The organism is Bartonella refiksaydamii (assembly GCF_902652675.1).
GTDB lineage: Bacteria > Pseudomonadota > Alphaproteobacteria > Rhizobiales > Rhizobiaceae > Bartonella > Bartonella refiksaydamii.
The window spans coordinates 17,483-41,791 of sequence record NZ_LR736302.1 but is presented as its reverse complement, the minus strand read 5'-3'; the positions used below and the strand labels follow the sequence as shown (position 1 = coordinate 41,791).

General features: G+C 38.9%; 20 protein-coding genes and 3 tRNA genes. 5 read left to right on the top strand and 18 right to left on the bottom strand.

What is annotated here, in order from left to right:
• Positions 1-256: 256 nt before the first annotated feature.
• Together GQO39_RS05515 and GQO39_RS05510 are read right to left on the bottom strand one after the other, a co-directional pair.
• Positions 257-330, bottom strand: a tRNA-Gly gene (locus GQO39_RS05515).
• 30 nt (positions 331-360) lie between these two features.
• Positions 361-444: transfer RNA gene (locus GQO39_RS05510), tRNA-Tyr, on the bottom strand.
• A 206-nt stretch (positions 445-650) separates the two neighbouring features.
• Between GQO39_RS05510 and GQO39_RS05505 the strand changes: the two genes are divergently transcribed.
• Positions 651-1,481 (top strand): TrmH family RNA methyltransferase, encoded by an 831-nt coding sequence (locus GQO39_RS05505; protein ID WP_156851301.1) that lies wholly within the window; start codon positions 651-653, stop codon positions 1,479-1,481.
• On the opposite strand, the gene GQO39_RS05500 is transcribed toward GQO39_RS05505, so the two are convergent.
• The 6 genes from GQO39_RS05500 to GQO39_RS05475 form a co-directional block, all read right to left on the bottom strand.
• Positions 1,471-2,211, bottom strand: a complete 741-nt coding sequence (locus GQO39_RS05500; RefSeq protein ID WP_156851299.1) for a rhomboid family intramembrane serine protease — start codon at positions 2,209-2,211, stop codon at positions 1,471-1,473. The two genes, GQO39_RS05505 and GQO39_RS05500, sit on opposite strands and share 11 nt — an antisense overlap.
• A 583-nt stretch (positions 2,212-2,794) precedes the next feature.
• Positions 2,795-3,220, bottom strand: coding sequence for a DUF2155 domain-containing protein (locus GQO39_RS05495; protein WP_156851297.1), 426 nt, complete (start codon positions 3,218-3,220; stop codon positions 2,795-2,797).
• An 81-nt stretch (positions 3,221-3,301) separates the two neighbouring features.
• Positions 3,302-3,700 (bottom strand): NADH:ubiquinone oxidoreductase subunit NDUFA12, encoded by a 399-nt coding sequence (locus tag GQO39_RS05490; RefSeq protein ID WP_156851296.1) that lies wholly within the window; start codon positions 3,698-3,700, stop codon positions 3,302-3,304.
• Between the two features lie 184 nt (positions 3,701-3,884).
• Positions 3,885-5,384, bottom strand: coding sequence for an Asp-tRNA(Asn)/Glu-tRNA(Gln) amidotransferase subunit GatB (gene gatB, locus GQO39_RS05485; RefSeq protein WP_156851294.1), 1,500 nt, complete (start codon positions 5,382-5,384; stop codon positions 3,885-3,887).
• A 126-nt stretch (positions 5,385-5,510) separates the two neighbouring features.
• The gene (tig, locus tag GQO39_RS05480; RefSeq protein ID WP_156851292.1) at positions 5,511-6,938 is read right to left on the bottom strand and encodes a trigger factor; all 1,428 of its coding nucleotides are present in this window, start codon (positions 6,936-6,938) and stop codon (positions 5,511-5,513) included.
• A gap of 134 nt (positions 6,939-7,072) precedes the next feature.
• A tRNA-Leu gene (locus tag GQO39_RS05475) sits at positions 7,073-7,155 on the bottom strand.
• Between the two features lie 168 nt (positions 7,156-7,323).
• On the opposite strand from GQO39_RS05475, the gene trmFO reads away from it, so the two are divergent.
• The gene (trmFO, locus tag GQO39_RS05470; RefSeq protein ID WP_156851290.1) at positions 7,324-8,730 is read left to right on the top strand and encodes a methylenetetrahydrofolate--tRNA-(uracil(54)-C(5))-methyltransferase (FADH(2)-oxidizing) TrmFO; all 1,407 of its coding nucleotides are present in this window, start codon (positions 7,324-7,326) and stop codon (positions 8,728-8,730) included.
• Positions 8,731-9,300: 570 nt separating this feature from the next.
• Here trmFO and GQO39_RS05465 read toward each other — a convergent pair.
• The 8 genes from GQO39_RS05465 to GQO39_RS05430 form a co-directional block, all read right to left on the bottom strand.
• On the bottom strand, positions 9,301-9,579 hold the full coding sequence (locus GQO39_RS05465; RefSeq protein WP_004860173.1) for an HU family DNA-binding protein: 279 nt from the start codon (positions 9,577-9,579) through the stop codon (positions 9,301-9,303).
• A gap of 230 nt (positions 9,580-9,809) precedes the next feature.
• On the bottom strand, positions 9,810-12,233 hold the full coding sequence (gene lon / locus GQO39_RS05460) for an endopeptidase La (RefSeq protein ID WP_156851288.1): 2,424 nt from the start codon (positions 12,231-12,233) through the stop codon (positions 9,810-9,812).
• 181 nt (positions 12,234-12,414) lie between these two features.
• Positions 12,415-13,689: an ATP-dependent Clp protease ATP-binding subunit ClpX gene (gene clpX, locus GQO39_RS05455; protein WP_156851286.1), complete on the bottom strand. Its 1,275-nt coding sequence runs from the start codon at positions 13,687-13,689 to the stop codon at positions 12,415-12,417.
• A gap of 185 nt (positions 13,690-13,874) precedes the next feature.
• A complete protein-coding gene (gene clpP, locus GQO39_RS05450) occupies positions 13,875-14,498 on the bottom strand; it encodes an ATP-dependent Clp endopeptidase proteolytic subunit ClpP (protein ID WP_007552006.1) in 624 nt (207 codons plus the stop codon).
• 146 nt (positions 14,499-14,644) lie between these two features.
• On the bottom strand, positions 14,645-15,454 hold the full coding sequence (locus tag GQO39_RS05445) for a glycosyltransferase family 32 protein (RefSeq protein ID WP_156851284.1): 810 nt from the start codon (positions 15,452-15,454) through the stop codon (positions 14,645-14,647).
• Between the two features lie 10 nt (positions 15,455-15,464).
• Entirely contained in the window at positions 15,465-16,841 is a 1,377-nt protein-coding gene (gene trkA / locus GQO39_RS05440) for a Trk system potassium transporter TrkA (protein ID WP_007552008.1), read from the bottom strand.
• A 4-nt stretch (positions 16,842-16,845) separates the two neighbouring features.
• Positions 16,846-18,204 (bottom strand): nitrogen assimilation response regulator NtrX, encoded by a 1,359-nt coding sequence (gene ntrX / locus GQO39_RS05435; protein WP_156851282.1) that lies wholly within the window; start codon positions 18,202-18,204, stop codon positions 16,846-16,848.
• Between the two features lie 4 nt (positions 18,205-18,208).
• Positions 18,209-20,470 carry a sensor histidine kinase NtrY-like gene (locus GQO39_RS05430; RefSeq protein ID WP_156851280.1) on the bottom strand — a complete coding sequence of 754 codons (2,262 nt, stop codon included), beginning with the start codon at positions 20,468-20,470 and terminating at the stop codon, positions 18,209-18,211.
• Positions 20,471-20,645: 175 nt separating this feature from the next.
• Between GQO39_RS05430 and rirA the strand changes: the two genes are divergently transcribed.
• From rirA to GQO39_RS05415, 3 genes are read left to right on the top strand one after another with little or no spacing between them, the layout of a single operon-like run.
• Entirely contained in the window at positions 20,646-21,092 is a 447-nt protein-coding gene (gene rirA, locus GQO39_RS05425; RefSeq protein ID WP_156851278.1) for an iron-responsive transcriptional regulator RirA, read from the top strand.
• Between the two features lie 24 nt (positions 21,093-21,116).
• Complete coding sequence (locus tag GQO39_RS05420) at positions 21,117-22,310, top strand: bifunctional 2-C-methyl-D-erythritol 4-phosphate cytidylyltransferase/2-C-methyl-D-erythritol 2,4-cyclodiphosphate synthase (protein ID WP_198039418.1); 1,194 nt, start codon at positions 21,117-21,119, stop codon at positions 22,308-22,310.
• Positions 22,307-22,795, top strand: a complete 489-nt coding sequence (locus GQO39_RS05415; RefSeq protein ID WP_156851274.1) for a CinA family protein — start codon at positions 22,307-22,309, stop codon at positions 22,793-22,795. Before GQO39_RS05420 ends, GQO39_RS05415 begins: the two co-directional genes overlap by 4 nt.
• Positions 22,796-22,882: 87 nt before the next feature.
• Here GQO39_RS05415 and GQO39_RS05410 read toward each other — a convergent pair whose 3' ends face one another.
• Together GQO39_RS05410 and lipA are read right to left on the bottom strand one after the other, a co-directional pair.
• Entirely contained in the window at positions 22,883-23,344 is a 462-nt protein-coding gene (locus GQO39_RS05410; RefSeq protein WP_156851272.1) for a type II toxin-antitoxin system RatA family toxin, read from the bottom strand.
• Positions 23,345-23,346: 2 nt separating this feature from the next.
• Positions 23,347-24,309, bottom strand: coding sequence for a lipoyl synthase (lipA, locus tag GQO39_RS05405; protein ID WP_007552016.1), 963 nt, complete (start codon positions 24,307-24,309; stop codon positions 23,347-23,349).

Here is a 24,309-nt window from a genome sequence, read left to right as displayed (position 1 = left end):
CAATCGTTCCAATGTTAACATGCGGCTTCGTACGTTCAAATTTGCTCTTTGCCATGCCATCAATCTCTTGTTTTGTTCTCTTATTTCATTAGTACCTAGAAGTAGGACTATAGAACCGAATTAAGCCGAACGGCTACATCAGCCCGACTATTACAACTCTTAAAGACGGTAAAACCCGCCCACTTCATGATGGAAATATCCTTCCATCATACTCACTAGCCCAATCACTAACAACTGTTTGGCACCAACAACTGTTTGGAGCGGGTAGCGGGAATCGAACCCGCATATTCAGCTTGGAAGGCTGCTGCTCTACCATTGAGCTATACCCGCATTACCACGCACCAACTCTCCTTCGATGAATGGTGGAGGGGGTTGGATTCGAACCAACGTAGCATACGCAACGGATTTACAGTCCGCCCCCTTTAACCACTCGGGCACCCCTCCATTACATCGGCAAAGTCGCGCGACAAGGCATCACTCCAACCAAACTTTGATCACCTATTCAATCAAATTGGCTGCGAGGCGGTTATGCCGATTACTGTCCTATCTGTCAACAGAATAAACACGATTCTGTACAAATTTTCTGCTAATAATTTTAAATTACAGCTTTTTTCTATTCATTTCTGCTGTTAACAAGCTATAAAGAAACCATGAAAGAAAAAATATCGCAAAATTCTCATTATGCTCGTTTACGTCGCCGATATCGCGATATAAAAGGACTTTCTTCTCGTTCTGCCGCATACCTGAAAAAGGAAGCTTCTCCCTTGCAGCAAGGGACAATTCGTCTTTATGGTATCCATGCAGTTCATGCTGCTTTAAAAAACCCAAAAAGAGTTTTTGACCGTCTTTATGTTACACCAAACGCCTTAAAACGATTAGATATACCCGAATCAGATTTACCTTGTTCTGTTACATTATGCGCCCCCAAACAACTCGATGCGCTGGTGGGAAGTGATGCAGTTCACCAAGGCGTTGTTTTGGAAACTACCCCCCTCAAGCCATGCCAATTGTCCGAATTAACGAATACTGATCTTGTCATTGTAATGGATCAAATTACCGATCCACATAATGTGGGCGCTATTATGCGCTCTGCAGTTGCGTTTAAAGCTGAAGCTCTTATCACCACATGTCGCCACTCCCCACAAGAAAGCGGTGTTCTTGCTAAAGCCGCCTCCGGAGCGTTGGAGTTGATTAATTATATTACTGTACGAAACCTTGCCGAAACACTCCACGAACTTCATAAAGCAGGTTTTGTCAGCTTTGGACTCGATTCAGAAGGTGAATATCCTCTAGAAACAGCACTAACAGGAAAGAAAATTGCCCTTATTTTAGGAGCAGAAGGGAAAGGCTTACGTAAAAAAACACGTGAAACCATTTGCGCATTAACACGCCTTGATATGCCCGGAAATATCAAATCATTAAATGTTTCAAACGCAGCCACAATAGCACTTTATGCGGCACATAAATATCTTAGATCTTAGTTTTTAACTTTTTTCGCGAAATATCAAAAAAACCAATCAACAAAAAGCCTGAAAAAAAACCACCAATATGAGCCTCCCATGCTATTGAAATACCATCGCCCTCAAAGAAAAAAGATGAAATACCTACAATGAAATCAACACTCAGCCATATACTCAGGTAAACAAGCACACTTCTTGAACACAGCGCTTTTTTAATAGGTAACAAAGGACCTAAAAATCTTTCATTCTGCAGATTGCCTCCCAAATAGTCCCGAAGAAAACCGTAACGTGCAATAGCGCCCATCATTCCAGACACCGCACCTGACGCACCGACAAGTGATATTGCACTCTCTTGATGAAATAGAAAATAAGTCAACACAGCTATGATTGCTGTTAATATCCAAAAAATTAAAAAACGAAAACCACCAATCTGTCTTACCAAAGGAGACCCAAAAACCAAAAGCCAAGCCATGTTAATAGCAACATGTTTAAAACTACTATGCATGAACGAATAACTAATAATAGTATAACAAAATACTAACGGTTCAGCCTTAAATAACATTGGTGTAAATGCAAACAAATCAAGATTTTTAATGTAGAATTGATGAGAAAAAAGATACTGAGAAACAAAATAAATACAAAAACAAAGTGCTATCAAAATAACTATAATAAATGGAACATTCAGTAATGGTTCTTTAGGTTTTTCTAGAAAAAACGATACATTATTATATTGGTTTTTGGCATCTCTCATTGTATAAAATCTCATATTTTCTATGGAATTGATAATGTTTGCACAAAACAAATATATCAATTTTGATAATCAAAGAATATTTAAACCTGACGTTTATTCAGTTCTTCTTGCTAATTCCAAATATCTCTATATAAAAACATTTATTTCTTGTAAAAAATATTTAAAAAAATGAATATTAAGAACACCATTCATAAAATTGTCGCATCATACTAAATATAAATTGAAATTTCTATTGTATAGGACATAGTTTTGATTATTAATCCGCTTAACATGCTATTCAATAAAAAAGGAAAGAGTTGATCACCATGAAAACAAAACTCTATAAATTCATTTGTATTTTCTCTATAGACGAGTGACATTTTATAATTTAGCAATTTGATAGCAAATACTTTTATAAAAAGCATTATAATTGAAAACAAAATAGATAGCTTGCTTCTTAAAGACATAAGTCAAAATATCAACAAGCACTCACTTTCAGCACCTAAGCGCTCTCTTTTCAAGAGCTGTATTAAGCGACTAAAGAAGAATTATAAGATAAACAAAAGCAACGAATTAGTTCCAAGACATCACTCTATATAAAATATCATTGAAGGGGCAGATTCTGAGAAGCCTGTTTACAGTCTTTTAACCAAACGTCATAGATAGGATGCTCTACAGCACTCAAACCAGGGCTATCTGCAAACATCCATCCTGTAAAAATACGCCGTACTCTTTTATCTAATGTCACCTCATTGACTTCAATAAAACCAGTCGTACGGGTTGGTTCGTTCTTGGAGCTCGTATAACACGCGCGCGGCGTCACCTGTAAAGCACCGTATCGATAAACCTCACCCAGAGAAACTTCAAAACGCGTGGTCCGGCCGGTAATTTTATCAAGACCTGCAAAAACAGCAATTCCATTGCTCATGCGTTCGGCCTGCACTCCATAAACACAGAACAAGACCACTACAACTCCCATGAAATAAACACAAAAAAAACGTCCTAATCCTAATAGTAAAAAAGTTCTCATTACATCAAATCAATCGCATCTAAAAAATCTGTTTATAAAGTAGCGCAAATGAGAAAAAATACACGCACGCATTAAAATATTTTATTGTTTAGGCGACCATGCATCGTAATCTTCATGCACACAAGGGCGCTTGCCACTGTAAGTAATCGCTCCTTTCGGGCGATAAGCCTCACTTGTCCCAGTCATATTTGCAATATGGGGCTTTTCCCATTTATATGGGCAATAATCCTCCTGAGGGGGAGGATTATCACAACGATGATGAATCCAACCATGCCAACCTGGTGGAATACTCGAAGCTTCAGAATAATCTTTATAAATGACCCAACGGCGCAGATAACCATCCTTATGAGTGCCCCCTTCATAATAAACATTCCCAAACTGATCTTCTCCCACACGTTTACCTTTACGCCACGTAAAAAAGCGCGTGTTTATAGTATTACCATTCCACCATGTAAAGATTTGCTTTAAAAAAACAGCCATCTTTTAATCCATTCCTTTAGTATACTGAGGAAGTTAATCCTTGGAGTAAACTTGTCATAATATTTGAAATTATTAAAAATAAAATTCCACCGATAAAACCACCCACGATTTCATTTGATAGTCCCATTTATATTCCTTAACATAGGAGTATCGTATTTATGGATCTCCCTCTACTCCATAAAACTTAATCTATGCCAAGTTTCATCTTAACCAACTCATTAACAGTTTGAGGATTTGCTTTTCCACCTGTTGTTTTCATGACTTGTCCAACAAACCAACCAGCTAAAGCAGGTTTTTGTTTTGCTTGCATAACTTTATCAGAATTATTGGCAACGATTTCATCAACAGCTTCCTCTATAGCCTTTATGTCTGTTACCTGCTTCATATTGCGCTCTTCTACAATCTGACGTGGATTCCCACCTTCATTCCAAATAATTTCAAAGAGATCCTTAGCAATTTTTCCAGAAATAGTCCCTTCTTTGATAAGATCAATAATTCCTCCTAATTGATCTGGTGATACAGGCGTCTCTTCAATCTCACGATTATCTTTATTTAAAGCGCCTAAAAGATCATTAATCACCCAATTGGCAACTGTTTTTCCATCACGCCCATGTGCTACTTTTTCAAAATAGTCAGCAATGGCTCTTTCTGTCACAAGAATAGAGGCGTCATATGCTGTCAATCCCATCTCCCTGATAAAACGTGCTTTTATATCATCAGGTAATTCAGGTAATTCAGCGGACAAAGCATCCACAAATGCTTGATCCAATTCCAACGGCAAAAGATCAGGATCAGGAAAATAACGATAATCATGCGCTTCTTCCTTTGAACGCATAGACCGCGTTTCACCTTTGGCAGCATCAAAAAGCCGAGTTTCTTGATCTATGACACCACCATCTTCTAAAATCGCAATTTGACGACGCGCCTCATATTCAATCGCTTGACCAATAAAACGAATGGAATTAACATTTTTTATCTCACAGCGCGTTCCAAAACTTTCACCAGGGCGACGAACTGATACGTTAACATCTGCACGCATAGAACCTTCATCCATATTTCCATCGCAAGTCCCCAAATAACGGACAATTGTACGCAATTTTGTCATATAAGCTTTGGCTTCATCTGATGAACGCATATCTGGTTTAGAAACAATTTCCATAAGAGCTACACCAGAACGATTAAGATCCACAAAAGACATTGTTGGATGCTGATCATGCAATGATTTTCCTGCATCCTGCTCAAGATGTAACCTTTCAATCCCAACTTCAATGTCCTCAAACTGTCCATTCGAATCTGGACCAACAGATATGATAATCCTCCCCTCTCCTACAATCGGATAATGGAATTGAGAAATTTGATACCCCTGCGGTAAGTCTGGATAAAAATAATTCTTACGATCAAAAACAGATCTCAGATTAATATGAGCCTTTAATCCCAAACCAGTTCGAACTGCTTGACGAACACATTCTCGATTAAGAACAGGCAACATACCAGGCATCGCTGCATCAATAAGCGATACATGATTGTTCGGCTCAGCACCAAATTTGGTTGACGCACCTGAAAAAAGTTTTGAATTTGATATGATTTGCGCATGAACCTCCATACCAATGACGACTTCCCAATCACCTGTAATTCCAGAAATGAAACGTTTAGAATCAGGGGTGCGCGTATCAACGATGTCCATTACCAATCCACTATCAATGTTTTCCAAACCTGATGGCTAATATAAAACCATTCTCAGTGCAAGCCTAGAATAGAAATCTTATAAAACAAGCCCGACTTTATCGGGCTTGTTCTTTTAGGATAAATATTAACCTTTTTTAGGTGTTTTTTTCTTAGATGGAACTTTCTCTACAGCTTTTTCTTTCACTGCAGATTTTTTCTTCTCTGGCTCTTTTTCTGTTAAATCTGTTTCGTCATATTCCTTCATTAGCTCTTCAACTGTCACTTCTTTATCTGTGATTTTTATCTTAGCCAACAAATGATCAATGACTTTTTCTTCAAAAATTGGAGCGCGTAAATTTGCAACAGCTTCTGGAGTCTTACGGAAAAAGTCCATAATTTCTTTTTCTTGTCCAGGATACTGACGCACCTGATCAAAAACTGCTGCTTTTAGTTCATCTTCACCTACTTTAACACCAACCTTCATGCCAATTTCAGAAAGTACCAAACCAAGACGGACACGACGCCGTGCAAGCACGCGATATTCCTCCCGTGCCAACTCCTCTGTAACCCCTTCATCTTCAAAACTGCGACCAGCCTTTTTTAAATCGTCATTAACCTGAGCCCATATATTGTTAAATTCAATTTCTAAAAGCCCTTCAGGAATCTCAAAATTATAATCAGCATCTAAAGCATCAAGAATTTGACGCTTAATTTTTTGACGTGTCATTAATCCATATTGACTTTCAATTTGCCCGCGAACAACTTCACGTAAGCGGTCCAGAGATTCTAAACCAACTTTTTGTGCAGCTTCATCATCAATTTTTAGCTCGTCCGGTTTAGAGATAGCCTTAACAGTGATATCAAATTCTGCATCCCGACCTGCCAAATGTGCTGCATTGTAATTATCAGGAAATTTAACAGAAATTGTCTTCGTATCACCTGCTTTCACGCCAACCAACTGCTCATCAAAACCAGGAACAAATTGCTTTGATCCAAGAATCAGTTGCGCATCACTTTCTGTCCCACCCTCAAATGGCTCACCCCCAAGCTTTCCTAGATAATCTATTGTAACACGATCACCTTCTTCCGAAAGACCTTCTTTTAGTGAATAACTACGCGTGGAAGAAAGGACACGCTTTACTTGATCATCAATCTCTTGTTCAGGAATAGTCGCAATCTCACGAGTAACTTCAATATGTTCGAAATCTTTAATTTCAAATTTTGGCAAAACTTCATACTTTAAACTAAAAACAAAATCAGCTTTGCCATCCAGAACTTGTTCATCTTCATTTATATCAATTTGCGGCTGCATCGCTGAACGTTCATTACGGTCAGCTAAAATAGAATGGGGGGCATCACTGATAATCTCATTGAGAATTTCCGCCATAAAAGACTTGCCGTACATTTTTCGTAGGTATCCAGCAGGTACTTTACCAGGACGAAAACCATTAAGCTTGATCTTACCCTTGGTATCATCCAACCGTTCATTCAATTTTTTTTCTAAATCTCTCGCCGGAACCACGATCTTAATTTCGCGCTTCAGTCCTTCATTAAGCGTCTCGGTAACCTGCATTAAACAACCTTCATTTTCCTGAGGAGCGGGATAATCCCACTCTGATAATAACTACATTCTAACACTTGAGTGTTAAATCACCATAAAGCGGAACTCTGAGCACATAAATATCTATAGTGCTCAAAAAAAACCTTTGGTGCGGATGGAGGGACTCGAACCCCCACGGTCTCCCGCCAGAACCTAAATCTGGTGCGTCTACCAATTTCGCCACATCCGCTCAAACTTATAAACCTGTAACCTTACATAAGCGGCGTTTCTATACCATTAATTAAAGAAAAAAAGCAAACAAATATATTAAAAATATCCAAATACACCTCATTCTTAATAAATTGCAAAAATAAAATCTATCCTTTTCATACAGAGCAGCTTCCGCTAAAAGCAGATTATGTTAAATACATTCAACACTCCAATCCATATCATCGGCGGCGGTCTTGCAGGCAGTGAAGCGAGTTGGCAAATTGCACAATCAGGAATCCCCGTTATTTTGCATGAAATGCGCCCCCAAAAAAAATCTGATGCCCATAAAACAGATATGCTTGCAGAACTGGTCTGTTCAAATTCATTTCGTTCTGATGATTCTTCAACAAATGCCATAGGACTTTTACATACCGAAATGCGACTAGCAAAATCTCTGATTATGAAAGCTGCTGACGCCAATAAAGTACCAGCAGGCAGCGCTCTTGCTGTTGACCGCGATGAATTTTCAAAAAACATCACAACAGCGCTTGAAGATCATCCCCTTATAACAATAAAACGTGAGGAGATTCAAGAGCTTCCTGAGGATTGGAATCATATTATTATTGCAACTGGCCCCCTCACCTCACCAGCACTTGCTCAAGCTATACAAGCAATAACCGGAACGGAATCTCTTTCTTTTTTTGATGCTATCGCGCCTATTGTCCATGCCGATAGTATCGATTTTGACATTTGTTGGTATCAGTCTCGCTATGATAAAATTGGACCTGAGGGGACAGGAAAGGATTACCTTAATTGCCCCCTTGATAAAGAACAGTATAAAGCATTCGTTCACGAATTAAAAAATGCAAAAAAAATAGAGTTCCGTGACTTTGAAAAAACACCCTATTTTGATGGATGCTTGCCAATCGAAATTATGGCTGAACGCGGAATTGAAACTCTCAGACACGGTCCTATGAAACCCATGGGGTTAACCAATATCCATAATCCCACGATTAAACCATATGCCGTCGTTCAATTACGCCAAGACAATAAACTTGGAACTCTTTATAATATGGTCGGCTTTCAAACAAAGCTAAAATATGGAGAACAAGTTCGTATTTTTAGAATGATCCCCGGACTTGAAAAAGCGGAATTCGCACGTCTTGGTGGGCTTCACCGTAATACTTACCTCAACTCACCAGTCATTCTTGATCAAACCCTTCGTTTGAAACGAAGACCAAAATTGCGTTTTGCGGGGCAAATTACGGGATGTGAAGGTTATGTAGAATCATCCGCGATGGGGCTTCTCGCTGGGCGTTTTGCTGCCGCTGAGTATAACCATAACTGCCCTTCTCTACCGCCCACAACCACAGCATTGGGAGCTCTTTTAAACCATATTACAGGCGGACACATTGTCGTGCAAGAAACAAAAAGATATTCCTTTCAACCGATGAATATCAATTTTGGACTTTTCCCACCTATCGTTTCTCTTAAGCACTCAGGAAAACGTCTGCCAAGCAAAGAAAAAAAGATAGCAAAAAAACAAGCTATAACTGCTAGAGCCTTGGATGATTGTATTCAGTGGCTAAAAGATGGAAAACAAAATGGCTCTTAGATCGATTTTTGTTTCTGATCTCCATGAAAGATTCGACAAGATAACCTTAAGACTTGTTAATCAAGCTGATTATCTGGACCAATAAATACCAATCTACGGCCGATCATTTAATATTAGAGTGTAACGTTTGCATTTTTTGCGGTATAATAATGGTTATAAAAAAAGATTCCAAATGTGCTTCAATCATCAAAAAGTAATCATGACACAAGTAAGAAAGATAACATGATATACTCATATGCCCACCTAATATGGATACCCAATCACTGCTATAGAGAGATCTTTTGCTATACCAAAACACCACCTCCCTCAGCTTGAAAAAAGCTACAGGTACTCTTCCCTACATCACTGCCTGTATCCAAATATTTTATATGAAATGCAACACAAGCATATTTTATGCACATATCATCTCACATATTTCCCGAAAGTACCCTCAAAAGTACGTACGGCTATTTGAAAAAACATATAATTTGACGCAAACACTTGCTAAAAAACTTTACGTAGAAAGCATGCACACAATATCTTTGAAAAAACCCGCTTATAGATAAACCGGGTTTTTTTATGTGGAACAAATTATTTTTTATTAACAGCTTCTTTGAGAGTTTTCCCTGCAGAAAATTTGGGCACAGAACGCGCTGGAATATTTATTTCAGCACCCGTTGAAGGATTACGCCCCTTTGTAGCAGCACGATGAGAAACTTCAAAAGAACCAAAGCCTGGAAGACGAACATCTCCTCCTGAAGCTAAAGCCTCTGTTACAGAAGCAATAAAAGCATCAACAACAGAGCCAGCTTGCGCTTTCGAAACACCTGCCTTTTCAGCAACGGAGCTAACCAATTCACTTTTGTTCATAAAACATTTCCTTTCCCTATATTACCAGATAACACAATTTAATCGTGTTGTCGGTTAGTTTATTGAAAAGTACAGCAAACAGAAGTCTTATTTTCATCCAAAACATTGTTTTTTTAGCAATAATCATAGTTATTCACGGAATTTTTTACTTTTTTTCAAAATAAACAAAAAAATAACCACGAAAATGCATTTTGTTGCTTTGAAAATGCAATTATAAACAAGACAATGAATCAGTGCGCTATCTGTATTCCTTCACTATCGCTCTCTGTCCTGATAGGTACAGGCACGGTGGAAGGTTCTGTCCATTCAATAGGTTCAGGAAAACGAACTAAAGCATGCTTAAGAACTTCACTCACATGATTTACTGGAATAATTTCCATATTATTTTTGACGTCATCAGGAATATCAATCAAATCTTTTGCGTTTTCTTCAGGAATAAGTACCTTTTTTATACCTCCTCGAAGCGCTGCCAATAATTTTTCTTTCAATCCACCAATCGGTAAAACACGTCCACGTAAAGTAATTTCGCCGGTCATTGCAATATCTTTATGTACTGCTATTCCTGTTAGCACTGAAACAATTGCCGTCACCATTGCAATCCCAGCTGATGGTCCATCTTTTGGTGTCGCACCCTCTGGAACATGAACATGAATATCACGTTTATCAAAAAGCGGAGGTTCAATACCAAAATCAACAGCACGAAAACGTACATAAGATGCTGCCGCTGAGATTGATTCTTTCATAATATCGCGCAAATTGCCAGTTACAGTCATTTTACCTTTACCTGACATCATAACCCCTTCAATGGTCAATAGCTCTCCACCAACCTCCGTCCACGCAAGCCCAGTAACAACACCAATTTGATTTTCTCCCTCAATCTGATTGTAGTGGTAACGCTTAACACCCAAAAAATCATTAATATTATCTTCTGTAATCTTTACAGATTTTTGATGTGTTTTAAGAATTTTTGTAACTGATTTACGTGCAATCTTCATTAATTCACGCTCAAGGTTACGTACTCCTGCTTCACGTGTATAAAATTGAATAATAGACTTTATAGCACCATCAGAAACGCTGAACTCTTTTTTAGACAAACAGTGGTCTTTTAATGCTTTTGGTAAAAGGTGTTGCTTAACAATCTCCATTTTTTCACATTCAGTATAGCCAGCGATACGAATAATTTCCATTCTATCCATTAAGGGTCCTGGAATATTAAGCGTATTGGCAGTGGTAATAAACATTACATCAGAAAGATCATATTCGACTTCTAAATAGTGATCAATAAATGTACCATTTTGTTCAGGATCAAGTACTTCCAATAAAGCTGACGAAGGATCCCCACGAAAATCTTGCCCCATTTTGTCAATTTCATCAAGCAAGAAAAGTGGATTAGATTTTTTAGATTTTTTCATAGACTGAATAATTTTTCCAGGCATAGAACCAATATATGTACGGCGGTGTCCACGAATTTCTGCTTCATCCCGTACCCCTCCTAATGAAATGCGAACATATTCACGCCCCGTTGCTTTTGCAATAGAGCGGGCTAGTGATGTCTTTCCCACACCAGGAGGGCCCAGCAAGCAAATAATTGGACCTTTTATCTTTGATGCTCGACTTTGTACTGCTAAATATTCAACAATTCGTTCCTTAACTTTTTCCAGACCAAAATGCTCATTATTCATGACTCTTTCAGCAAAGTCCAAATTGTTTTTAATCTTCGACTTTTTTCCCCAAGGTATTGCTAACAACCAATCAAGATAGTTACGTACAACTGTCGCCTCTGCTGACATGGGAGACATATTCCGTAATTTTCTCAATTCTGCCCAAGCCTTTTCATGTGCTTCCTTTGAAAGTTTTGTCTTCTTGATACGTTCTTCCAATTCAGAGAGCTCATCGCGGCTATCCTCACCCGCTCCTAATTCTTTCTGAATAGCCTTCATCTGCTCATTGAGATAATATTCCCTTTGGTTTTTTTCCATTTGCCGTTTGACATGCGAACGGATACGCTTTTCAACCTGCAAAACAGAAATTTCTCCTTCCATGAAAGAAAGAACACGTTCAAGACGATTGCGTACAGGTAATAGCTCTAATATTTCCTGCTTTTCTGAAAGTTTAATCATCAAATGGGAAGCAATAGTATCGGCAAGTTTAGAAGGATTATCAATCTGACCAATAGCATTAATAACTTCAGGAGAAATTTTTTTATTAAGTTTTACATAGTTTTCAAAATAAGAAATCACCGATCTTGAAAGAGCTTCAGTCTCAACACCATTCTCTCTAGGCTCTTCTGTAACAGTTACACAAGCCTGATGATAATCTTCACTCGCAACAAATTGACTCATTTTTGCACGCGCGGTACCTTCAACCAAAACCTTCACAGTTCCATCAGGAAGCTTTAAAAGTTGAAGAATATTGGCAAGCGTACCTATATCATAAACGTCTTCTGATTTTGGATCATCATCAGAAGCATTTTTTTGTGTAACCAAAAGTATCTGTTTATCAACCGCCATCGTTTCTTCAAGAGCACGAATTGATTTTTCGCGGCCCACAAAAAGTGGAACAATCATATGCGGGAAGACAACAATATCACGAAGAGGTAAAACAGCATAAAATCCCTCTCTTACTTCATCTGTTTTTTCACCAATATATTGCATAACTTTCCTTTCTGGAACTTATGATCTATCCATTACACAAGCCCACCTTTAGAAGAAACCTCGGCATCCCATAATACATGAAGTGGTAACTGCGAGCGTATAAATCAAGAATCATGACTATAATACATAGGAACATTCATCCTCACATGGTGTTCATTACCACTTCTCATATCTCAAAACATCATGCCGATACATTTTCTTTATCTTCTGCACGTTCTGAATAAATGTAAAGAGGACGCGCTTTTTCATCAGCAACATCACTCGAAATGACTACTTTTTGAACACCTTCAAGAGCAGGGAGCTCAAACATCGTTTCAAGAAGTATCTTCTCCATAATAGAACGCAAACCACGCGCACCGGTTTTACGCTCAATCGCCTTCTTAGCTATAACACGTAAAGCATCTTCATGAAATGCCAACTCAACATTTTCCATCTCAAAAAGACGCTGATATTGTTTCACCAACGCATTTTTGGGTTGTGATAAAATTTTAACAAGAGCGTTAACATCTAAATCTTCTAAGGTAGCTACAATAGGAAGACGGCCAATAAATTCTGGTATCAAACCAAACTTTATAAGATCTTCAGGCTCTAAATCACGAAAAATTTCACCAACACAACGCTCATCAGGTGCTTTAACAGTAGCAGAAAAACCAATAGAAGTTTTTTCACCACGTCCTGAAATAATCCGTTCTAAACCTGCAAAAGCACCTCCACAAATGAATAAAATATTTGTTGTATCAACCTGAAGAAACTCTTGTTGCGGGTGCTTACGCCCACCTTGAGGAGGAACAGAAGCAATTGTTCCTTCCATAATTTTTAACAACGCCTGCTGCACACCTTCCCCTGAAACATCTCTTGTAATAGAAGGATTGTCAGCTTTACGAGAAATTTTATCGACCTCATCAATATAGACAATGCCACGCTGTGCACGTTCAACGTTATAATCAGCAGCTTGAAGAAGCTTTAGAATAATATTTTCGACATCTTCACCTACATATCCTGCTTCAGTCAAAGTAGTCGCATCAGCCATCGTAAAAGGTACATCGATAATACGTGCCAATGTTTGTGCGAGATAAGTTTTACCGCACCCCGTTGGACCAACAAGAAGAATATTCGATTTTGCTAACTCAATATCACTGCTCTTAGACTGATGCGCAAGTCTCTTGTAATGATTATGAACAGCAACAGAAAGAACACGCTTTGCATGTTGCTGACCAATAACGTAATCATCAAGAACTGTTATAATTTCCTGAGGAGTGGGAACACCATCACGTGCCTTAATCCCAGAAGATTTATTTTCTTCACGAATAATATCCATGCAAAGCTCTACGCATTCATCACAAATGAATACAGTAGGCCCCGCGATGAGTTTACGCACCTCATGCTGACTTTTGCCGCAGAACGAGCAATAGAGAGTATTTTTTGATTCTCTCCCACTATTGCCAATTTTGCTCATTTCTCTTTCCTTTCACCACGCTATACGAATACTTTGTCTTTTCAAAGGAAGTTTTCCATAACGAAAACTAAAAGACATACAAAAAAACCGCGTGTCATAAATACTCTTTAGGTGTTTTTCCGCTATTTTCGTGATATTTTTATAAAACTCTCTCTTTAAAGTAGCTCTTTTTTCTATAAAAACTCTTAATCTTTTTCAGTTTCTGCGCGATATTGTATAACATCATCAACTAGGCCAAATTGCTTGGACTCTTCCGCTGTCATAAAATGATCACGATCAAGAGTTCTCTCAATAACTTCATAATCCTGACCTGTATGCTGAACATAAATTTCATTTAAACGCTGTTTCATCTTTATAATATCTTGTGCATGCCGTTCAATATCTGAAGCCTGACCTTGAAAACCGCCAGATGGTTGATGCACCATAATACGTGCATTCGGCAATGTAAAACGGTGACCTTTCGCTCCAGCCGTTAAAAGTAAAGACCCCATAGACGCAGCTTGCCCCATACAAAGCGTAGAAACAGGAGGGCGAATAAACTGCATAGTATCATAAATTGCCATACCAGATGTCACAACACCACCAGGTGAATTAATATAAAGACTAATTTCTTTCTTAGGATTTTCGGCTTCCAAGAAGAGCAATTGCGCACAAACAAGCATTGCCATACCATCTTCAACCGGACCATTAATAAAAATAATCCGCTCCTTTAAAAGACGGGAAAAAATATCATAAGCCCGTTCCCCACGATTAGTTTGTTCAATAACCATAGGCACAAGGCTTAATGCTGTTTTCATTAAATCACTCATGTTTTTACTTTCCGTTCATATAACAATCGCTCTTTACGCATTCAATGCTTTTCCCCATAGGCTAACAATAGTCTCTTACGCAAGCTACAATCTAATGTTCTTTAGGCAAAATTAAAACCCCAGTGGTTAAAATAGCAATAATAACTCTACCTGAAAAAATCATGCGCATTAGAAATGCGAGACACTGCCCAATGGTAAAAACTTCCTTCCTGAGGTTTTTGAGTCATCTTTGCTTTTCTGTGAATATGAAATCCTATCAAACGTGGATCTGCAAGTGGCTCAATACCAAAAGCTGAATCAAAAATGTACTCAGTTTTTCGTCCTGTCCAATAATAAAAAGTTTCCTTTTCTTTTGCTTCATGAAAAAAACCATATCGTTTAGCTAATCGTGAAATACCATCATTACCAAATATCGTAACTCCAAGACTTCCTGGTAAAATCGGCATTTTTTTCCTCTTTAACCAGAATGGTTTCCAAACACGACGCTTAAACCCAAGCCACTCAGGAACCATTTCTGTTCCGGCCCAATAATCTTCAAACACTTTTATAATAGGGTTATCGGACGGAAAATAAAGTGCAGAAACACCTACCCTTACAGCATTTTCTTTTGCAAACCAAACCTTATCCGCATCTGGGTGAAATTGTTTAACCAAATAAACATCTGTATCTAACCAAACACCTTGCCGATATTTCATCAGCATAACACGAAAAAAATCCGAAAACTGAACAACCGTACATCCTAGTTTATCATCAGAAAAATTAGGATCAAGGCGATAAATTGCTGAACGTGGTAGAATTGATTCGGCTTCATACAATTCAACACCAACAGGTAGATTTTCTATTTTTTTATCATAACTGAAAAGCTTAACGCGTTGCCCAGTTTTAACCATTGAAGATAAACAAAGTCTATCAACCAGTCTTAATGGTCCACTATACCAAAAAGTGCAAATATCCATAGGCGATATATCAAAAATATTCTAAACTCACACGAAATAGCTGCTCAACATCACGCACACACTCAGAAAGAGCAAAAATTACTATCCGGTCACCAGACAAAATACGCGTATCTGCCGAAAGCTGTATTATTGTCTTGTTGCGATAGATTGCACCAATTCTCAAACCATCTGATAAATCAAGCTCTGACAATGACTTACCAACCAATGAAGATGTTTGCATAACCTCAGCCTCGATAATTTCTGCCTTCCCATTAAAAACTGAGTGAACAGCACGTATACGACCACGGCGCATTTGTTGCAAAATTCTCGATATAGTAACACTATGTGGATTAAGATATGCATCCACACCAACTGCACGGCTAAACTCTTGATAAGCAACATTATTGATCAATACCATGTTGGCTTTGCATCCCAATCTTTTAGCAATAATAGCACTTAAGAGATTGACCTGATCCTGATTGGTCAATGTAATCATTAAATCGGCCTGGTCAATTCCAGCATCCTGAAGAATCACTGGATCTAATACGTTACCATATAAGACCGTTGTTTTTTCAAGTTGGTCAGCAATTGTTAGCGCTCTCTCTCTCTGCGATTCTATAATCTTCAATCTTAATTTATGAAGGCGCTTTTCAATAGCCTGAGCAACGTAAAGACCAATATGACCACCTCCTGCAATAATCATGCGATGGGTATCTTGTTCTTTATGACCAAAAAGCCCAACTGCACGACGCATCTGATCACGAGCAGCAACAAGATAGGTTACATCGCCAACGCGTAATTGCGTCTCTGAGTGCGCAACCAATAATTCTGAACCACGCTTAATAGCGATAACCGTCGTGCGAAGGTCGGGAAAAAGCTCCGTTAATTGACGTAAAGGTGTATTAATAACTGGGCAATCTTCCATACATTCCAAGGCTAATGTAACAATATCATCATTACAAAAATAAAGAACATCTATTGCACCAGGTAAAGCAATACGACGTAGAACCATTTCCCCAACTTCAACTTCCGGCGAAATAACCACATCAATGGGAATATTCTCTCTAGCAAAAAGCGTTTTATAGCGTGGCTCTAAATAAGATTGTGAGCGAATACGTGCTATTTTTGTTGGAACATTAAATAATGAGTGCGCCACTTGGCAAGCCACCATATTGACTTCATCAAATAAAGTTACTGCAATTAACATATCAGCTTTGTCTGCATCAGCAGCCAAAAGAACCTCAGGTCGTGAACCGTGACCGACAATACCTCTCACATCCAATGTGTCGCGAATTTTTTCAATCAATCTCGTTTCAATATCAATAACAGTAACATCATGATTTTCAGCAGCAAGACGCTCTGCTATTCCATAACCAACCTGTCCTGCTCCGCAAATAATAACACGCATAATATTACGAGACCCCAAGCGCTTTAAGCTTACGATGTAAAGCTGAACGCTCCATACCTATAAATTCAGCTGTACGAGATATATTTCCACCCAAACGACCAATCTGCGCCACCAAATACCTCTTTTCAAACAATTCCCGTGCTTCACGCAACGGTAAATCCATTATATTCTCATCTGCATCCATTTGAATACGTGGCAAAGAATCGTTCACTTCACTAGGGAGAAATTCTGCTGTTATTGGGCCATCACCATCACGCACAAGAATGAGAAGACGTTCAATATTATTGCGTAATTGCCGTACATTACCAGGCCAAGCATGTGTTTGTAAAATAGATATGACATCATCACTGATTTCACGCGGCTTAATACCAACCTGCTGCGATATTGTTTTCACAAAATGATGCACAAGTTCCGGAATATCTTCACGACGTGATGAGAGGGGTGGAACAGCAATGGGAACAACCGAAAGACGGTGAAAAAGATCCTCCCTAAAACGCCCGTCAGAAATGAGGTTTTCAAGATTTTGCGCCGTTGACGAAATGATACGAACATCCACCTTGACACGTTTTGTGCCGCCCACTCTCTCAAATGTCTGCCCCGTTAACACCCGAAGAATCTTACCTTGAGTCTCACGTGGCATATCCGCAATTTCATCAAGATATAATATTCCACCATGAGCTTCCTCTAATGCGCCAATTTTGCGCTCTCCCCCTTCCATTTCGTTGCCAAACAATTCTATCTCCATTCTTTCTGGAGTAATCGTTGCAGCGTTTATTGTCACAAATGGTCCATTTGAACGCGTTGAAAGCGCATGAATAGCACGTGCAACCATCTCTTTTCCCGCTCCAGAAGGACCTGTAATCATAACACGGCTATTAGTTGGTGCTACTTTTTCTATGATTTGGCGCAAATGTTTTATAGCGGTTGATGTTCCAAGCAGTTCCAATGTCTCACTTGAGCGTTTGCGTAATTCTAAAAGCTCACGTTTTAAATTTGAGTTTTCAAGAGTCCGTTCTGCAACCAATACAAGCCTATCAGTTTTAAAAGGTTTTTCAATAAAGTCATATGCCCCTCGTTTTATAGCGGAAACAGCCGTCTCAATATTACCATGACCAGAGATCATAACTACCGGAAGAGCAGGATATCGCGTTTTAATTTCATCAAGCAGCGCTAAACCATCGAGACGACTTCCTTGTAACCAAATATCTAAAAAGATGAGCTTTGGAATACGCTCATTAATTTGTACTAAAGCTTCATCAGAATTACAGGCAACACGCGTTTCATAACCTTCATCATCCAAAATACCAGCGACAAGATCACGAATATCTGCTTCATCATCAACAATTAAGATATCTGATACCATTCTATTACCCTATCTTGTGACTTGTGGCTTGTGTAATATTCCCCTGCTTGGCCCCATCCGATGGGAATATCAAACGGATCATTGCGCCACAGCCTTCATAAAAACTCTTCGGCGCATCATGCAATTCCATGGAACCACCATGATCTTCAATAACCTTGCGTACAATGGCTAATCCGAGCCCTGTTCCCTTTTCCCGCGTTGTTATATAAGGCTCTAATAATTTTTGTCTTTGCTCTTTAGGCAGTCCTTTGCCGTTATCAATCACATCCACAACCACATACCCTTCTTGACGATAAGAACGTACAAGAATATGCCCATGGATAGCTTCCTCTCGTATGACCATGTCTATAGATTCACTTGCGTTTTTGATAACATTGCAAAAAGCCTGTACAATAAGGCGATTATCAAATGCACCCACAAGTGGTACACTTCCTAAGTCCTGTTCAAAATAAATATCATGCCGAGTAACTTCTATCAAGAAACATGCTTCACGCAGTAAGCCGCGTATATCTAAAACATTCATTTGCGGTTTAGGCATACGCGCAAAAGAAGAAAACTCATCAACCATACGTCCAATATCTCCAACCTGTCGAATAATCGTATCAATACACCGCTCAAAGATCTCTCGATCTTGTGTAATAACTTGGTTGTAACGTTTACGAATACGTTCAGCCGATAACTGAATAGGTGTAAGTGGATTTTTGATTTCGTGTGCAATACGGCGTGCAATATCCGCCCATGCCGATGTACGTTGTGCAGCAACAAGGTCTGTAATATCATCAATTGTTAGAACCCAAGATTGTCCCTGCCCATCATCTTCTTCCATCGTAATTTGCACATTACAAACACGTTCTTGTCCTGCAACACTTAAAGTTACCTGCTCACGGTGATTTTTGCGACCTAACGAACGTGCGACCTGAAAAACTTGCCAAATTTCAGCACTTAACGATAAAAGACTATGCCCAATAACTTGTTCAGAGCGAATATCAAACATCGTTTCAATAGACCGATTGATAATTGTAACATCACCATTATCATCAATACCTGCCACACCCGCTGTTACACCAGACAAAACAGCTTCAGAAAAACGCCGTCTCTCATCAATTTGATCACGAACTGCAATCAACTCATTGCGCCGACTTTTTAATTCACTGACCATGTAATTAAAAGTTTTCGATAACTGCCCAATATCTCCATCCTTGGCGCGTACTGGTACAAAAACTTCCATATTTCCTGAAGCCACATCATCAGCAGCACTAATAAGAAGACGAATAGGGCGTACCAGACGATCAGCAACAGCAATACCAGCCCAAATAGCTGATAAAAATAAACTAAAAAAAAGACACAAATAAAGCATACCAAATGCGATTTGAGTCAGCAGACGATTTTCATTTAAGTCACGATAACGATCTGTATTGACTTCTGTCAAACGCAAAGCAGATAAAACTTCTTTATCAACATCGCGCACCAAATACAAAAATGTGTTTGGAATATTCGTAAATTTTAAAATAATGCCAAAATAATCATGAACCCCCGGTTGAAAAGAAAAAGGTCTTGCGCTGGTTGCACGCTCGATAAGATTAGCAGGAGGAATCGGTAGTTTATCCTCGTCACCAAGACTACTCGATATAAAAATATTTCCGCTAGAACTTAACAAAAATGCACCACGCAAATTGCGCCCTATAGCATGACGCGTTAATTGCATCTTATATTCAGCTGAATTACGCTCTAAAAGCTTTTTGTTATCAAGCGCAAATGCCATAGCGTAGGATAAATTTTTCATATTTTGAAGCATTTCATCCGCATAAGCATTCGCTAAATTGATAGAAGAACCTACAATTTGCCGTGTTGTCGTATCAAACCATCGATCAAGTCCTAAATTCAGTGCAGGACCTGATACAAGAGCAACTGCAACAGCCGGCATTGTTGCAACAAGTGCAAATAACGAAATAAGACGAACATGAAGGCGAGAGCCTGCACGTCTCGAACGCCACGCACGAATGATGGGAATCATCTCATAAAAAACAATGATTACGAGCCCTAAAACCCAGACACTGTTAATTCCTATAAGAACGAGAGTTACAGCCCTACTGGGAACAACAAATGTTAATCCAATAAGAATGATAAACGAAACAGATGCTGTGAGCAGAGCCAACACAATAATTGTGATCCCTAAAAAGATATACACCTTACTTAAGCGATACAACTCATCGTTAGAGATATTTTGATCTGTATCTTGGAGATTCATTACAGATGTTGTATTCATGATTAGCTTACATTACCTTATCTCGTTGCCCCATATAACCTTTTGTAACAAAAATTGACAATACTAATACTACATTTAAACTATAATCAAACGAGCAAATAGAGAAAGAACTTCTACATTTTACAAAATATCTTTAAAATAAAGCGCGTTCAGTAATATTTACAGAGGTGATAAAATGCGGTTAACCAAACAGACAAATTATGCGCTCAGGATGCTCATGTACTGTGCAGATAATCAGGGGTCTCTTAGTCGTATTCCAGAAATTGCCAAAGCATATGCTGTTTCCGAACTTTTTTTATTTAAGATCCTTCAACCACTTGTTGAAGCAGGTTTTATACAGACAGTACGCGGACGTAATGGTGGCGTTAAATTAGCTAAACCCGCAGCAGAGATTTCGGTAGCTGATGTTGTAAAAGTAACAGAAGATAACTTTTCCATGGCAGAATGTTTCGATACCGCAGAACCTAATTGCCCATTGATAAATTTTTGTGGTTTAAATACCGCACTTCAAAAAGCTTTAAATGCTTTTTTTGATGTATTATCAGTGATATCCCTTGCCGATCTTCAACGACCAACTTTTCAAAATCAATTTAAAATTGATGATCATAAAATAATAAACTAAGATAATGCAGAAGGGAGATTAAGTATTTCTATTGCAGCAATAATTCTAGCCGCTGGACGCGGTGAAAGGGCAAAATCTCTACACAAAATTCCAAAACAGTACCAGCTTCTAGGGCACGAGCCGGTTATTTGTCATGCTGTGCGTTGTTTTTTGCAAAATCCTGCCATCACGACTATTATCCTCGTTATTCATCCGGAAGACCGCCAAATTTGTGAGCAAGCTATCGTTGATTTTAAAGAGCAGCTTATCATCGTTGAAGGGGGAAATACACGTCAAATATCCACCTTATGTGGGCTTCATGCACTTAAAAAGTTCAAGCCCCAGTATGTACATATTCATGATGGTGCACGCCCCTTTATCGAAAACCAGCTCCTCGAGCAAATCCACGCGACTGTCAATCATCAAGAAGGCGTTCTGCCTGTTCTCGCAATTTCTGATACTCTCAAACGCATAAATAGCACATATTACGTTTTAGATACAATTCCACGCACTAACCTTTATAGCGCACAAACTCCACAGTGTTTTCCTTTTGAGAGCATTTTAGCTGCCCATGAAAAAGCAATGCAAGCTTGCAAAAAAGAATTTACCGATGATTCTGCAATTGCAGAATGGTTTGGGATTCCTATGCGTGGCATCCCTGGAGACCCTAACAACATAAAAATTACATGGCACCAAGATTTTGATACCGCACATTTATATCTCCAAAAAAAAATGCAAATGTTTCCTGATATCCGTACCGGCAATGGTTATGATGTTCATTCTTTCGAGGAAGGAACTTCTCTTACATTATGTGGTATAAAAATTCCTTTTCATAAAAAATTGAATGGACACTCTGATGCTGATGTCGCGCTTCATGCACTAACAGATGCCCTTCTCGCTACGCGAGGGGCAGGAGATATTGGTACACATTTTTCTCCTTCTGATCCCCAATGGAAAAATGCATCGTCAGAAATTTTTCTTCGTCACGCTCTTGATATTGTTAAACAAGCGTACGGTCGTATTGCCAATGTTGATATCACGCTGATTGCCGAAGAACCTAAAATCGGCCCCTATCGTCATAAAATGATAGAAAATCTTATGAATATACTCACAATTTCACCCGATCGAATCTCCATCAAAGCAACAACAAATGAAAAACTCGGATTTATTGGTCGTGGCGAAGGCATTGCAGCTTTTGCAACAGCCAGCGTCCTTTATCTAGGAGAAATTCCCAAATGACATATTTTTGTGAAAAACAAGCACGTGAAGTCCTTACAGCATGTCGCCAAAAAGGTTTGCTTTTAACAACTGTTGAATCTTGTACAGGAGGGCTTATTGCTGCAAATCTTACAACTATTGCAGGTTCATCAGAGGTATTTGATTGTGGATTTGTCGTTTATTCAAATGAATCGAAAACGCAGCTTGTTGGCGTATGCACTGAACTTATAAAAAACTACGGTGCCGTTTCAAAGGAAGTTGCTCTTGCAATGGCCGAGGGCGGATTAAAACACTCACAAGCTGGAATTGCAATCGCTGTAACAGGGATTGCAGGACCAGGAGGGGCATGTCTCGATAAACCCATAGGGCTTGTGCATTTTGCAATTGCTTACAAGAATCACAAAACCCTGCATACAGAAGTGCGTTTCGGAGATCTTGATCGTAACACTATACGGTATGCAGCTGTTGAAAATGCTTTAAAAATGATCTTGGAATCTCTCCAATGACATTCTCCATAGTCAAATTTCTAGATTTCACCTCATCACAATCTATAACATGCAATACTTACTATGCAACAAAATCAACAGAATAAATCATGCTACCGGAGGACCGTAAATTCGGTGCGCACGCATTTCAAAAGCATCGGTGAATTTACGAAAAGCAATATCAAACATTGATCCCATCACCAATCCAAGCATTTTGCTTTTAAATTCATAATCAATAAAAAACGCTACATTACATGCATTGGTATTCTCAATATCATAAAAAGTCCAACGATTTTCAAGATATCTGAATGGGCCATCAATATATTTAACCTCTATCAGATTTTTCTTCGGCTGAAGAAGTACTTGGGTCGTGAAAATTTCTCGGATAACCTTGTAGCCAACTATCATGTCAGCAAGAAGCAATGTCTTTTCCTCATATTCCTTACGAGAACGAACCACTAACGCCTCACACATTGGTAAGAATTCAGGATAACGCTCAATATCTGAGACAAGATCAAACATTTCACTAGCACTATGGGCAATCTGCCGATGTGTCGTAAAAGTTGGCATAACTATCTCTGCAAGGCAAATTTTTCATCACGCGCTTTTTGCAAAATTGCAAAATCATCGCCTGCATGATGAGATGAACGCGTCAGAGGATTGGAAGCCATATGTAAAAAACCCTTCACTTTACCAATCTTGGCAAAAGATTCAAATTCTTCAGGAGGTACAAAACGAATAACCGGATGATGTTTTCGCGTAGGCTGTAAATATTGTCCAATTGTCATAAAATCAACATCAGCAGAGCGTAAATCATCCATCAATTGAAGAATTTCATTTCTTTCTTCCCCAAGGCCAACCATAATCCCTGATTTTGTAAAAATTGTTGGATCAAGTTCTTTAACGCGTTGTAGTAACCGAATTGAATGAAAATAACGTGCCCCTGGACGAACCTTTAAATATTTAGATGGAACTGTTTCCAAATTATGATTAAAAACATCGGGCTTAGCAGCAACAACAATTTCTAAAGCTCCATCTTTATGACGAAAATCAGGTGTAAGAACTTCAATGGTTGTCTTAGGAGCCTTTCTACGAATAGCATAAATAACTTTTGCAAAATGCTCCGCACCACCATCCCCAAGATCATCACGATCAACAGATGTAATCACGACATGTTTTAATTCCATTTGTGCAACAGCATCCGCCACACGTTCTGGCTCATTATCATCAACTGCAAGTGGAATACCTGTTGCGACGTTGCAAAAAGCACAAGCCCGTGTACATATTTCACCCAAAATCATAAAACTGGCATGCCGCTGACTCCAACACTCGCCAACATTCGGGCAACCAGCTTCTTCGCATACGGTTACTAATTTATGAGTACGTACAATACCACGCGTTTCTTTATATATCTGTGATGTTGGCGCTTTTACGCGAATCCATTCCGGTTTTTTTTGAATGCTTGTATCCGGACGATGCGCCTTTTCAGGATGACGCAGGCGTCTATTTGTAACTCTGTCAACCACCGTAACCAT

Coding starts and splice junctions, on each gene's coding strand:
- lon (WP_156851288.1), bottom strand. CDS start 12,233: ATGCAATATATTGGTGAAAAAACAGATGAAGTAAGAGAGGGATTTTAT.
- rirA (WP_156851278.1), top strand. CDS start 20,646: ATGCGGTTAACCAAACAGACAAATTATGCGCTCAGGATGCTCATGTAC.
- tig (WP_156851292.1), bottom strand. CDS start 6,938: ATGCAGGTTACCGAGACGCTTAATGAAGGACTGAAGCGCGAAATTAAG.
- lipA (WP_007552016.1), bottom strand. CDS start 24,309: ATGGTTACGGTGGTTGACAGAGTTACAAATAGACGCCTGCGTCATCCT.
- clpP (WP_007552006.1), bottom strand. CDS start 14,498: ATGAGTGATTTAATGAAAACAGCATTAAGCCTTGTGCCTATGGTTATT.
- trmFO (WP_156851290.1), top strand. CDS start 7,324: ATGTTAAATACATTCAACACTCCAATCCATATCATCGGCGGCGGTCTT.
- GQO39_RS05490 (WP_156851296.1), bottom strand. CDS start 3,700: ATGGCTGTTTTTTTAAAGCAAATCTTTACATGGTGGAATGGTAATACT.
- GQO39_RS05495 (WP_156851297.1), bottom strand. CDS start 3,220: ATGAGAACTTTTTTACTATTAGGATTAGGACGTTTTTTTTGTGTTTAT.
- GQO39_RS05445 (WP_156851284.1), bottom strand. CDS start 15,454: ATGGATATTTGCACTTTTTGGTATAGTGGACCATTAAGACTGGTTGAT.
- ntrX (WP_156851282.1), bottom strand. CDS start 18,204: ATGGTATCAGATATCTTAATTGTTGATGATGAAGCAGATATTCGTGAT.
- clpX (WP_156851286.1), bottom strand. CDS start 13,689: ATGAGCAAAATTGGCAATAGTGGGAGAGAATCAAAAAATACTCTCTAT.
- gatB (WP_156851294.1), bottom strand. CDS start 5,384: ATGGACATCGTTGATACGCGCACCCCTGATTCTAAACGTTTCATTTCT.
- GQO39_RS05500 (WP_156851299.1), bottom strand. CDS start 2,211: ATGAGAGATGCCAAAAACCAATATAATAATGTATCGTTTTTTCTAGAA.
- GQO39_RS05410 (WP_156851272.1), bottom strand. CDS start 23,344: ATGCCAACTTTTACGACACATCGGCAGATTGCCCATAGTGCTAGTGAA.
- GQO39_RS05505 (WP_156851301.1), top strand. CDS start 651: ATGAAAGAAAAAATATCGCAAAATTCTCATTATGCTCGTTTACGTCGC.
- trkA (WP_007552008.1), bottom strand. CDS start 16,841: ATGCGTGTTATTATTTGCGGAGCAGGACAGGTTGGTTATGGAATAGCA.
- GQO39_RS05415 (WP_156851274.1), top strand. CDS start 22,307: ATGACATATTTTTGTGAAAAACAAGCACGTGAAGTCCTTACAGCATGT.
- GQO39_RS05430 (WP_156851280.1), bottom strand. CDS start 20,470: ATGAATACAACATCTGTAATGAATCTCCAAGATACAGATCAAAATATC.
- GQO39_RS05465 (WP_004860173.1), bottom strand. CDS start 9,579: ATGAACAAAAGTGAATTGGTTAGCTCCGTTGCTGAAAAGGCAGGTGTT.